11 protein-coding genes are annotated in these 12,105 nt (G+C 63.5%); 6 read left to right on the forward strand and 5 right to left on the reverse strand.

All coding sequences use genetic code 11. The annotated features are described in order from the left end of the window. The first annotated feature begins 128 nt into the window (after nucleotides 1–128). On the forward strand, nucleotides 129–1,622 hold the full coding sequence (locus L8V00_RS05320; protein WP_269944422.1) for an NCS2 family permease: 1,494 nt from the start codon (nucleotides 129–131) through the stop codon (nucleotides 1,620–1,622). Nucleotides 1,623–1,624: 2 nt separating this feature from the next. Continuing rightward, the gene (locus L8V00_RS05325; protein ID WP_269944423.1) at nucleotides 1,625–2,506 is read left to right on the forward strand and encodes a TrmH family RNA methyltransferase; all 882 of its coding nucleotides are present in this window, start codon (nucleotides 1,625–1,627) and stop codon (nucleotides 2,504–2,506) included. Nucleotides 2,507–2,514: 8 nt separating this feature from the next. Here the strand turns inward: L8V00_RS05325 and L8V00_RS05330 are convergent, their stop codons facing one another. From L8V00_RS05330 to serC, 3 genes are all read right to left on the reverse strand, one after another. Beyond that, nucleotides 2,515–3,429: a DUF6928 family protein gene (locus L8V00_RS05330; RefSeq protein WP_269944424.1), complete on the reverse strand. Its 915-nt coding sequence runs from the start codon at nucleotides 3,427–3,429 to the stop codon at nucleotides 2,515–2,517. Between the two features lie 21 nt (nucleotides 3,430–3,450). Beyond that, nucleotides 3,451–4,632 carry a septation protein SepH gene (gene sepH, locus L8V00_RS05335; RefSeq protein WP_269944425.1) on the reverse strand — a complete coding sequence of 394 codons (1,182 nt, stop codon included), beginning with the start codon at nucleotides 4,630–4,632 and terminating at the stop codon, nucleotides 3,451–3,453. 136 nt (nucleotides 4,633–4,768) lie between these two features. Beyond that, the gene (serC, locus tag L8V00_RS05340; protein WP_269944426.1) at nucleotides 4,769–5,926 is read right to left on the reverse strand and encodes a phosphoserine transaminase; all 1,158 of its coding nucleotides are present in this window, start codon (nucleotides 5,924–5,926) and stop codon (nucleotides 4,769–4,771) included. 361 nt (nucleotides 5,927–6,287) lie between these two features. Here serC and L8V00_RS05345 point away from each other — a divergent pair, with 361 nt between their 5' ends. Further along, nucleotides 6,288–7,565: a citrate synthase gene (locus tag L8V00_RS05345; protein WP_034987007.1), complete on the forward strand. Its 1,278-nt coding sequence runs from the start codon at nucleotides 6,288–6,290 to the stop codon at nucleotides 7,563–7,565. Between the two features lie 119 nt (nucleotides 7,566–7,684). After that, complete coding sequence (locus L8V00_RS05350; protein WP_035005105.1) at nucleotides 7,685–8,044, forward strand: FKBP-type peptidyl-prolyl cis-trans isomerase; 360 nt, start codon at nucleotides 7,685–7,687, stop codon at nucleotides 8,042–8,044. Nucleotides 8,045–8,095: 51 nt separating this feature from the next. Here the strand turns inward: L8V00_RS05350 and L8V00_RS05355 are convergent, their stop codons facing one another. After that, complete coding sequence (locus tag L8V00_RS05355; protein ID WP_239202097.1) at nucleotides 8,096–9,316, reverse strand: ABC transporter permease; 1,221 nt, start codon at nucleotides 9,314–9,316, stop codon at nucleotides 8,096–8,098. Beyond that, on the reverse strand, nucleotides 9,313–10,194 hold the full coding sequence (locus L8V00_RS05360; RefSeq protein ID WP_269944427.1) for an ABC transporter ATP-binding protein: 882 nt from the start codon (nucleotides 10,192–10,194) through the stop codon (nucleotides 9,313–9,315). The genes L8V00_RS05355 and L8V00_RS05360 overlap by 4 nt, the downstream gene beginning before the upstream one ends. A gap of 158 nt (nucleotides 10,195–10,352) precedes the next feature. Between L8V00_RS05360 and L8V00_RS05365 the strand changes: the two genes are divergently transcribed. Together L8V00_RS05365 and L8V00_RS05370 are read left to right on the forward strand one after the other, a co-directional pair. Further along, the gene (locus L8V00_RS05365; protein WP_269944428.1) at nucleotides 10,353–11,210 is read left to right on the forward strand and encodes an aldo/keto reductase; all 858 of its coding nucleotides are present in this window, start codon (nucleotides 10,353–10,355) and stop codon (nucleotides 11,208–11,210) included. A 67-nt stretch (nucleotides 11,211–11,277) separates the two neighbouring features. Next, nucleotides 11,278–12,093: an enoyl-CoA hydratase gene (locus L8V00_RS05370; protein ID WP_269944429.1), complete on the forward strand. Its 816-nt coding sequence runs from the start codon at nucleotides 11,278–11,280 to the stop codon at nucleotides 12,091–12,093. Nucleotides 12,094–12,105 lie beyond the last annotated feature (12 nt).

Here is a 12,105-nt window from a genome sequence, read left to right on the forward strand (position 1 = left end):
TAATAGTTGCATAAATGCCCTGCGGGGTGGTTACTTATACCTTGACGTTTCAAATTGTGGTGGCTGCCTACGGTTCTGCTGAGAGGTAGCTTCCGCGCTCGGACCGAACCGGTAGGGGAGAATTCCGCATGGCAGATGCACAGGCCGCCAAGGCCGCAGAGACAAAAACTGGGGAACCGCAGGATCGTGGCTTCCTAGACCGCTTTTTCCACATCTCGGAGCGCCACTCGACGGTGGGCACCGAGGTCCGCGGTGGTGTGGTCACGTTCTTCGCGATGGCTTACATCATCATCCTGAACCCGCTGATCCTGGGCACCAGCGCGGACATCAACGGCGACGAGCTGGGCACCGCCCGCGTGGCCGCGGTTACCGCCCTGGCGGCGGGCGTAATGACCATCGCCTTCGGCATCATCGCCCGCTATCCCTTCGGCATCGCCGCTGGTCTGGGCATTAATACCCTGGTGGCGGTCACCTTCGTCGGCACAGAAGGGCTTACCTGGCCGGAGGCCATGGGCCTGGTGGTTATTGACGGTGTTCTCATTGTGCTGTTGGCCATCACGGGCTTCCGCGAGGCCGTGTTTAACTCGATCCCCAGCTCGCTGAAGGCGGCAATCGGCGTGGGCATCGGCCTGTTCATTGCGATGATCGGCTTGGTGGACTCCGGCTTCGTTCGCCGCATTCCGGATGCCGCGGGCACGACCGTCCCGGTTGGCCTGGGCATTAACGGCTCAATTGCCTCTTGGCCCACGTTCGTCTTCATCATCGGTCTGCTGATCTGCGGCACCCTGGTTGTCCGCAAGGTCCGCGGTGGCCTGTTCATCGGTATCGTCGCCAACACCATCATCGCCATGATCGTGGAGGCAATCACCCACACCGGCCCATCCTTCGTTGACGGCGAGCCGAACCCGGCAGGCTGGAACCTGGCGGTGCCGCAGAGCCCGGATTCCCTGGGCGGTATGCCGGATCTTTCCCTGGTTGGCGCCGTGGATCTGTTCGGCGCTTTCACCCGCGTGGGCGTACTTGCTGCCTGCATGCTGATCTTCACCCTGGTGTTGGCGAACTTCTTCGACGCTATGGGAACCATGACCGCGCTGGGCAAGCAGGCTCAGCTGATGGATGAGGAAGATCGCCTGCCGAACCTGCGCACGGCCCTGATCGTCGAGGGCGGCGGCGCGATCGTCGGTGGCTCGGTCTCCGGTTCCTCGAACACCGTGTTCGTGGATTCCGCGGCGGGTATCGCCGACGGCGCCCGCACGGGCCTGGCCAACGTGGTCACCGGCCTGCTGTTCATCCTGGCGATGTTCTTCACCCCGCTGTACGAGGTCGTGCCGATCGAGGCCGCCGCACCGGTCCTGGTGATCGTGGGTGCGATGATGATGGCGCAGATTAAGGACATTGACTTCACGCGCTTCGACATTGCCCTGCCGGCCTTCCTGACCATCGTGGTCATGCCGTTTACTTACTCCATCGCCAACGGCATCGGCGTGGGCTTCATCACCTACGTCGCCATGGCGCTGGTTGGCGGCCGTGCAAAGAAGGTCCACCCGCTGCTGTACCTGGTGGCTGTGATGTTCGTGGTCTACTTCGCCGCCGATCCGGTGATGGATCTGCTGCGAGGCTAACCATGGCCGACTTTTCGCCCATTCGGATCGATGACCCGCGCGACCCGCTCCTGGATGACTTTCGGAACCTCAACGCTTCCGACAAGAAGTCCGGCGAGCAGCTGATCATCGCCGAGGGCACCTTGGTCGTCCCGCGCCTGCTGGCCAGCCCCTATCCGACCCGCGCGGTCGTGGGGTTCCCGGGGAAGCTGCGGGCGATCGAGGAGGAGCTGTCTTGTTCTCTTTCTGGTGATGACGCCACCTTTTCCGTGTTTGAGGTTTCCCGCGAGGTCTTGAAGGAAGTCGCGGGCTTCGATATGCACAGGGGACTGGTCGCGTCGGCGGATCGACTGCCGACGAGCGCTGCCACAGGGGACGCAGGAACCAGCGCCGTGGAGGCGGTGCTGGACCGCTTGGAGGAAAACCCCGAAGCCAGCGGAGTGATCGCCGTGCTGGAGGGCGTGGGGGATCACGAGAATATCGGCTCCATTTTCCGCAACGCAGCGGGGCTCAACGTGGATGCCGTGCTGTTCGGCGCGGCCACCGCCGATCCGCTGTACCGGCGCAGTGTGCGTGTCTCCATGGGCCACGTCTTGCGCCTGCCGTGGGCGAGGTTCCCCGGTACGACGACCACCTGGCAGCGGGATCTGGAGCTGCTGCAGAGGCGCGGATACGAGGTGGTGGCGCTCACGCCAGCGGGGGACGTCACGCTGCGTGAGGCCACGGAGGCCGCCCGGGGACGGGGGAAGAAGGTGGCGGTGATGGTTGGCGCGGAGGGACCCGGCCTGACGGAGCACGCCATGCGCGCCGCGGATGTGCGCGCCAGCATCCCGATGACCCGCGGAACCGATTCGCTGAACGTGGCCACGGCGGCTGCCATCGCCTTCTACGAGGCGGTGCGCTAAGCGGGGAGCTACTCCCCGCCGGTGCGGCGGCGCACCTCGTCGCCGATCTTTTTGGAGGCTCCGCGTAGCCCCTTCAACCCAGCGGAAAGCCCCTTGCGAGCCCCCTGGCCCAGGGAGCTCAGCAGGTTCTTGGCCACCTCGGCTCCGCTGGGTTCGCTTTCGCGGGACGGGGCGGCGTAATCGTCGTAGCCTTGCTCGTCGTCGTAGACGGAGACCATGTCGTCCGGCTTGGGGCGTCCATGCGTTAGACCGTCGTACTCGGAGGACTTCGCCTCTGGTCGACCGTCGACGGCGAAGGCGGCAATGGGCAGCGCCGGGCCGGAGGCGGAGACGGAAAAGCCCAGCCAGGCCTCGATGGCCGCGGCAGCCAGCTCCGCGGGGATGAAAGGCAGTTGGATGCCGCTGGCCTCGGTGTTGCCGGCCCAGTAGTCGGCCTCGAACTCACCGGGCAGGCCGATGTCCTCGAACACGGTCTCGCGGGTGGCGCAGAAAGAGCGCTTGAGCTGGCCGCCCGACCAGTGGGCGAAGCCCCCAAAGGTTTCGTCGACCTCCTTGGAGGCGGGATCCCCACCATCCCCGGGCTTCGTCGAGGCCGCGGTTTCCGGGTCCGCCACCACGCAGGAGGCGTACACGTCGGCCGCACTGACTAGCGTGCGGTAGCGCTCCGGCAGTTCGGAGAGCTTTCGCAGGTCGGGGATTACCGTCTGCACTACCGATAGCCCCGGGTAGCCACCGATGTAGAACTCATCGGTGCCAGGGGTTGCACTGCGGGTCATGTCGAAATCACCGATGTGCGTCAGCGGCCAGGCCGGGTTCAGCTGTGCCAGGTACTTGCGGGCGAAGCCACGGTCGACCTTATGCTCCTGGTTCACCACGGTGCTGGGGTTGGCAGCATTCACAAACCAAAGGGTCACCAGGGTCACAGCTGTGGCTCCTTCTATCGCCTAGTTCTTCTTCTTGGGGTTGGTGCGCACACCCAACAGGACGTCCTCCCAGTGCGGGGTGACGGCCTTGCGCTTCCGCTTCGGCTTCGCAGCCTTTGCGTCGGGGTGCATTAGGAATTCATTATCGCCGCGGTCGCCCCGCTCCGCAGGGGAATCGTCGCCGGCGGGGGGAGTGCCCTGCGTGGCGGGATCCCCAGGAGCCCCAGCCCCAGCGGATCGGTCGCTCTGCCGGTTCTGATCGGCCTGGTCGTCCTCCCAGTACTGATCCTCGGGGTCCTGCGTTGGGTGCAGCAGGGGAGTCACCGGCGAAACGCTGCGCACCGGTTGCCCGTAGCGTGGGTTCACCAGGTCGCCAGCGATGCTGTTGTGCGGGTGCGCCAGCGCCTTCTCCGAGCCGCGCAGCTCGATGATGAACTCTGCGACGTGCGTATTGGTGCGCCCGGCGGCGTCCTTTTCCCAGGATACGGTGACGATCCACTGCTTGGTGGAGTTCTGGTAGGCATCCCACTCGGCGTCCGAAAGAGACTCCCCGTGCGCCGCCAGAGCCGTCGCCAGAACCTCCCACAGGGGTTGGTTCGATACACCGTCTCCGTTCACCGGCAGCGCCGCGTGCGCGAGCTCCGCGATGCGTGCGCGCTCCTGCAGGATCGGCCAGGCGTAGGGCTCGATGCGGGACTCGTCCGTGTCCGCCTCGTCTGCCAGTTCGGCGACGGTAGCGCCGTGGCGGATGCGATCCTGGATCACGCGCGGGGACATGGAGATCCGGGTGCGGTGCGGACGCGCGTTAGGGCGGTCCTGTCCGCGCCCCTGGAACAGCGACGCCACCTCGGCCTCCACCGCTTCCTCTTCAGCGCGGGTTGCCGCTTGCTCCTCCTCGCGGTGTGCCTCTGCGGGATCCGTGGCGGCGTCGGTAGAGCCGCCAGGGCTGGACGTGCTGGTGGTGCTGGCCGCGCTGGTGGTGCCAGAGTCGGAACCTTCGGATGCCCCGGAGCGAGCATCGCCCTCGGCTTCTACGGAAGCGCTGTCCGCGCTGGCCGTGGGGGCGTCATTAAGAAAGGAGCGCAACTCGTCGGTGACGGGCAGAAAGTACTCGGCGATGGGGCCGCCGACGGCGGGGTCAACGGCGCGCAGCACGAGCGACGAGGCATCGCTATCGGCGACGACAAATTTCAGCTCTTGCAACGTGGCCTCCTGACGGATGATGCGGCAAATGACGGCGGTGTTATTAACATCACCCTCCAACCTTAGCTAAAAGCTCGGTTGGAGGGTGAGCGGATTCAGTCGCTAGATGGTGGCGAAACAGTAACTGGATAGTGCCTTACTTGGCAGCGTGGCCGCCGTCGAGGATGAAGTCGATAGCGCCGGTCAGCTTCTTGACATCCTCCGGGTCGATGGCCGGGAACATGCCGATACGCAGCTGGTTACGGCCCAGCTTGCGGTAAGGCTCGGTATCCAGAATGCCGTTGGCGCGCAGGATCTTGGCGATCTTGGCGGCGTCGATGTTCTCGTCGAAGTCGATGGTGCCGACAACGAGGGAGCGGGCATTCGCATCCTGCACGAACGGGGTGGCCTCTGCGCGTGCATCCGCCCAGCTGTACAGGGTCTGGGATGACTCGGTGGTGCGAGCCACCATGCCGTCCAAGCCACCGTTGGCGTTCATCCACTTCACCTGGTCGTCCAGCATCAGCAGGGTAGCGACGGCCGGGGTGTTGTAGGTCTGGTTCTTGCGGGAGTTATCCACGGCGGTCTTCAGATCCAGGAAGGCCGGGATGTAGCGGTCGGAAGCGGCGATCTCCTCCACACGCTCCAGGGCGGCAGGGGAGAAGGCTGCCAGCCACAGGCCACCGTCAGAGGCGAAGCACTTCTGCGGGCTGAAGTAGTAAACGTCGGCCTCGTTGAGGTCGACGGGCAGGCCGCCGGCGCCGGAGGTTGCGTCGATGGCGACCAGAGTGTCGTCCGAAGCTGCCTTCGGGCGGGTGACCGGAACCATTGCGCCGGTGGAGGTCTCGTTGTGCGCCCAGCCGATCAGGTCGGCATCGGTTCCATCCAGCTCGCTCGGGGACGGAGCGGTGCCCGGCTCGCCCGCGACGATCTGCGGCTCGTCCAGCCATGGGGCCTTCTTGGAGACGCTGGCGAACTTGGAGGAGAACTCGCCGTAGGTCAGGTGCGCGGACTTGTTGCGGATCAGGCCGAAGGAAGCGGCATCCCAGAAAGCGGTGGCGCCACCCAGGGAGAGAACGATCTCGTAGCCCTCCGGCAGGTTGAACAGCTGGGACAGACCCTCGCGTACGGAGCCGACGACGTCCTTCACGCCAGCCTGGCGGTGGGAGGTGCCCAGGATGGCTGCGTTGTCTTGGATTGCCTGCAGCTGGGCTGGGCGAACCTTGGACGGGCCACAGCCGAAGCGGCCATCGGCGGGAATGAACTCCGCGGGGATGGTGGGCAGGGTGTTTTGGTCGTTGGCAGGTGCGTTCATCTTTCCCTCTGATCGCTCGTATTTTTTGCGCTTGACTTTATAGGGTAGACCCTCGCGCGGACCGCTTGGCCTAAAGGTGTCAAAAATATAAGAATCGCGGGTGGTGAGACTGTGTTTTACCCCCGCTTAAGCTAGGCAGTCTGTCATGCGCGTCACATAGGCACTACAGTGTGCCGTATCCCCCCGTGGGCCTAACTATGCAAGTAACGCCATACGGGGAAGCCCTAAAGCGGCTACAATTTACAAATGAAACCGTGAATCTGTGTTCCGCTCCATCGGTGCCGGCGCAAGCTTCTACCAAAAGTAATCGCTACAACATTCGCTGCGGGCAGGCACGTGAACATTTCAGAAAGGGATGTCAATGGCTACTGATAATCAGGACAAGGCCGTTCTCCACTACCCAGGTGGAGAGTACGAGATGGACATTGTCCACGCCACCGAAGGTAACGACGGTGTTGCACTGGGTAAGATGCTGGCAGAAACCGGCTTGACCACCCTGGATCCCGGCTACGTGAACACCGGTTCCACCAAGTCCGCTATCACCTACATCGACGGTGCAAACGGCATCCTGCGTTACCGCGGCTACGACATCGCCGACCTGGCTAACAACGCAACCTTCAACGAGGTTTCCTACCTGCTGATCAACGGTGAACTGCCGAACAAGGAGCAGGCAGAGGAGTTCAACACCAACATCCGCAACCACACCCTGCTGGATGAGGACTTCAAGGCACAGTTCCGCGTGTTCCCGCGCGACGCTCACCCGATGAGCGTTCTGGCTTCCTCCCTGAACATTCTGTCCACCTACTACCAGGACTCCCTGGATCCGCTGAATCCGGATCACCAGAAGCTGAACACCTACCGCCTGATGGCGAAGGTGCCGATGCTGGCTGCTTACGCTTACCGCGCTTCCAAGGGCAAGCCGTACATGTACCCGGATAACTCCATGAACGCGCGCCAGAACTTCCTGCGCCAGATGTTCGGCTACCCGACCGAGCCTTTCGAGGACGACCCGGTGGTCACCAAGGCTCTGGACAAGCTGCTGATCCTGCACGCTGACCACGAGCAGAACTGCTCCACCTCCACCGTCCGCATGGTTGGTTCTTCCCAGGCCAACATGTTCGTTTCCATCGCCGCAGGCATCAACGCACTGTCCGGCCCGCTGCACGGTGGTGCTAACCAGGCCGTTCTGGAGATGCTGGAGGAGATCCACGCTAACGGTGGCGACGCTACCGACTTCATGAACCGCGTGAAGAACAAGGAGCCGGGCGTTAAGCTGATGGGCTTCGGCCACCGCGTGTACAAGAACTACGATCCGCGCGCGGCCATCGTCAAGGAGTCCGCTCACGAGATCCTGGATCACCTGGGTGGCGACCACCTGCTGGATCTGGCTATGAAGCTGGAAGAGATCGCGCTGGCTGATGATTACTTCATCTCCCGCAAGCTCTACCCGAACGTTGACTTCTACACTGGCCTGATCTACCGCGCCATGGGCTTCCCGACGGACTTCTTCACCGTCCTGTTCGCCATGGGCCGCCTGCCGGGCTGGATCGCTCACTACCTGGAGCAGGTCAACGATCCGACCGCGAAGATCAACCGTCCGCGCCAGATCTACACCGGCGAGGGTGCGCGCAAGCTCTAAACCCTTTTTGGTGACGCCCCCTTGGGCTGGCTACGCAATGCGTATGCCCCCAAGGGGGTGTTTCGCGTTTTGCTAGGGTGGGGGTTCGAGAAGCTATCAGTTTTCAAAGGAGACTTCCCATGAGCAAACCGCAGATCGACCTCTCGAATGGCCCCGCCCCGCAGGACCTGGTGATTGAAGATTTGGTGGTCGGCGAGGGTGCAGAGGCCGTGCCGGGCGGCATGGTTGAGGTGCACTACGTGGGCGTGGACTTCGAGACCGGCGAGGAGTTCGACTCTTCCTGGGATCGCGGTGAGTCCATCGAGTTCCCCCTCTCCGGCCTGATCGAGGGCTGGCAGGAGGGCATCCCGGGCATGCGCGCCGGTGGTCGCCGCAAGCTGACTATTCCCCCGGAGAAGGCGTACGGCCCGGCCGGCATGGGACATCAACTATCTGGCCGTACGCTGGTCTTTATTATTGACCTGATCGCCGTGAACTAAGGCGCCCGATCGCCTTAAACTAGGGCGCCTGATCGCCGTGAACTTGGGCGATTAGGCACCCTTCAGCGCCTTGGCCCAGCTCATCTTCTTGCCGTTGTTCAGGATGGAATTGCGGTAGACGCGGGCTACCAGCAGAATCACCAGAACCGTCGTGATGGCGGCAACCAGGAAGCTCAGCAGAACCTGCGGCAGGCTCATTGTGCCCGCCGCCATGTTCATCGGGGCGACCGTCAGGCTAAACGGCGGCACCCAGCCCAGCACCTGCATAAACGTCGATTCCATGTTGCTGAGGCCGAACAGTGGGGCGTAGGTCATACCCATAATGAACAGCAGGATCGGAGCCTGGGTGGACTGCAGATCCTCCGTACGGGAAACTAGAGAGCCCGCTGCCGCGTACAGGCTGCCGAAGAACAGCATGCCGATGCAGAAGGCCAGCAGCATCAGAGCCACCACTGTGTAGTCGAAGTCCACGTCCCCCAACAGCCCGGAGACGGAAACTGCAACCGCGCCGATGACCAGGATGATTGCGGTGCCGATGAAACCGAAGATAGTGTTGCCGATGATCTTGCCAGCCAGGAAATCCATCGGGCGGGCGGAAGCCAGGATGATCTCCACCACGCGCGAGGACTTCTCCTCCGTGATGCGCCCGCCGACGTTCGCGGCGAAGAGGATGATGAAGTAGGCCATCAGCATCACGCCGACCATGGCGGTGACAATCTGCGGCCCGTTGGCCTCCATCGCGTCATCTGCCTTCAAGTCCACGGTCTCCAGCTGCACGGAGGGCGTGGCGTCGGCGAACTCCTCGGGGGAAACTCCCACCTTGTTTAGCGCTTCGGATTGCGCGTGCGCATTGATCGCAGCGCTAACAGTGCTGAGGATCGCGGGGTCGGGCTTTCCTTCCGCGAGCAATTCGTAGCCCGAATCAGTTTTCACCAGGGCTGCATCGAGGTCCTCGTCAGTCACCTTAGAGGAAGCCTCATCGCGGGAGGCCACGGTTTCCGCCTCCACGCCACCGGAACCTTCAGTCCCCTCTGAGGCACCTTCGGTGGAGGCTGGGGCGGCGTCAATAAACTCCTTCTCAATCCCCACAAGGCCGAGCTTCGGGGTTTCGTTGTCGTCGTCCTTGTTGGCGAACCATGCGCCGGCAAACACGCCGATGAGCATGACGGCGATGACGACAATCAAGGAGAACATGATCGCCTTGCTGCGGGAGGCCACCTGGATCTCGCGCTTGGCGACGGTGGCGATGGTGTTCGGGGAAGAATAACTCATGATTCGACGACCTCCTGGAAGAGCTCTGCAAGGTGCGGGATACGGCGGGAGAACGAGTGGACCGGGCCGACAGCCAGCGCAGCCTGCAGGATCTGCTGATCCAGGTCCGTGGTTTCGGCCTCGAGCAGCACGCCCTCGCCGAAGTCCTCGACCAGGCGCGTGCCCTGGGGGTACCAGTCGCGCGCTGGAGTGCGCACCTCGTAGACGATGGGGCCGCGGGTACGCAGCTCGTCGACGGTGCCCTCGGCCTTCATGCGCCCCTTGGCGATGATGCCCACGCGGTCGCACAGGCGCTGCACCAGATCCAGCTGGTGGGAGCTGAACAGCACCGGCACGCCTGCGTTGCAGCGCTCGACAAGCAGGTCGCTCATGACGTTCACGGCCACGGGATCCAGGCCGGAGAAAGGCTCGTCCAGGATCAGTAGTTCCGGGTCGTGGATCAGCGAGGCCGCCAGCTGGACGCGCTGCTGGTTACCCAGCGACAGCTCCTCCAGCTTGTCGTCCGAGCGCTCGGCCAGGCCGAGCTGCTCTAGTAGGCCGTCCGCATTCTTCCCGGCGGCTTTGTCGCTCAGGCCGTGGAGGCGGGCGAAAAAGCGCAGCTGGTCACCGATCTTTTCCTTCGCGTACAGGCCGCGCTCTTCCGGCATGTAGCCAATGCGACGACGCAGGTCATCGTCGATCGGCTTATCACCTAGGCGTACCTCGCCGCTGTCCGCCGCGAGTACTCCCAGCGCGATGCGCATCGTGGTGGACTTGCCCGCACCGTTGGAGCCGACGAAACCGTACATCTCACCAGGTTGTACCTGAAGCGTCATGTCGTGGAGGACTTGGTGGTCCCCGTAACTCTTATTGAGGTTATTGATATAGAGAGCTTCCATATATCCCTTGTGGATTTTGCGTGGATTTTCTTGGTTTGAACCCTTAATCGAAAAAGAAGGATCCCGCACATTGTCTCACATGCGAAAGCATTAGGTTGGCGATAAAGCCTGTACCAGTGCCGTCGCGGGAATGGCGCAAGTGGCGTACAAAAGAGTCCATGAGCGAAAAGAACGATGCAGTAGCGACCCTTGAAATGAACGACGGCAAGACCATTCCGCAGCTGGGGCTGGGCGTGTGGCAGTTGAGCGATGAGGACACATACACTTCGGTACGCGCCGCGATCGAGACCGGCTACCGCCACATTGATACCGCCGCGATCTACGGCAACGAGGAGGCCGTGGGGCGCGCCGTAGCCGACGCGGTGAAGGCCGGAGACGTGCAGCGCGAGGAGCTGTTCGTCACCACCAAGCTCTGGAACGCCGACCAGGCGCGCGGTAGGGAAGCATTCGCGGAATCCCAGAAGAAGCTGGGGATGGATTATGTGGATCTGTACCTGCTGCACTGGCCATGCCCGCAGGCCGATACGTTCGTGCAGGCCTACGACTCTATGGCGGAGATCCAGCAGTCCGGCGGCGCGACCAGCATCGGCGTGTGCAACTTCTACCCCGAGGCGCTGGATGCCCTGAAGCAGGCGGGCCACACCCCGGCCGTGAACCAAATCGAGATCCACCCGGGCTTTAGCCAGGCCGAACAGCGCGCGGACAACCGCGACCGCGGGATCGTCACCGAGGCGTGGTCGCCGCTGGGGCAGGGGCAGAACCTGACCGACCCGACCATCGCCAAGATCGCCGCCGAGCACGGCGTGAGCGTGGCACAGGCCATCATCCGCTGGCACATCCAGCGTGGCGACGTGGTTATCCCGCGTTCCTCCAAGGTGGAGCGCGTGCGCCAGAACTTCGACGTCTTCGGCTTTGAGCTTTCCGCCGACGAGGTCTCCGCCATCGAGGCTCTGGACGTGGAGGATGGCCGCATCGGCGGCGACCCGCTGACTTTCCACGCTGGCCTGGAGGGCTAGGGAGACTCCGCGCGGGTTACCGCGAAACACCCGCGTATGGCACCGCCCCTGCGGTACATTGCTAGCCATGAGCGCAGGGCACGTCATCACTCATCTAGAGACCGTTGGGGCAGACATTGCAAGCAATGCCGGCGGTTCCGCAACCCCGGGTTCTCCCGCGCTCGAGGACGTTACCCTGCAAGTCGGCGTGATCAGCCTAAACCGACCGGAGAAGCGCAACGCCCTCAACGCCGCCATCGCCACCGCCGTCGCCGAGGCCGTCCGCGCCCACACTGCCGCCGGGGTGCGTGCCATCTTGATCCGCGGCGAGGGTCCCGTTTTCTGCGCCGGGGCGGACCTTTCGGGTGGCGTGTACGCCGATGATTTCTGGTCGGCCATGGAGGACATGCTCTCGGCCATCCAGATCACCCCGGTGCCGGTGATCGCCGATATTCACGGCCCGGCGGTCGGCGCGGGCTGCCAGATTGCTTTGGCCTGTGACCTGCGCGTATTTGCCGACGAGGGGGCCTGCTGGGTGCCTGTCGCCGAGCACGGTTTCGCCCTGGACCTGTGGACCCACGCTCGAGCCCGCGAGCTGATGGGCGGCGCGTTGGCCCGCAACGTGTTCTTGGCGGGCGTCCGGGTAGGTGCCGAACAAGCCCGGGCAACGGGTTTTTCTGTGGTTCTTGATGACGCCACCCCGAATGCCACTGTCCTCGCGCATCGGGTGGCGCGCCAGGCTCCGCTTTCTATGGAGCATTCGAAGCGCGTGTTCAACAGCCCGGACATGCGCGCGGATGCGGAGCTGCAGCAGATGATGGTGGACATCTGGGCCAGCGACGACGTGCAGGAGGCGCGCCGGGCCCGTGCCGAGAAACGCGCGCCTCAGTTCAGGGGCCGCTAAATCCCAGCTGTT

Source organism: Corynebacterium evansiae, assembly GCF_027570065.1.
Classification (GTDB): Bacteria; Actinomycetota; Actinomycetes; order Mycobacteriales; family Mycobacteriaceae; genus Corynebacterium; species Corynebacterium evansiae.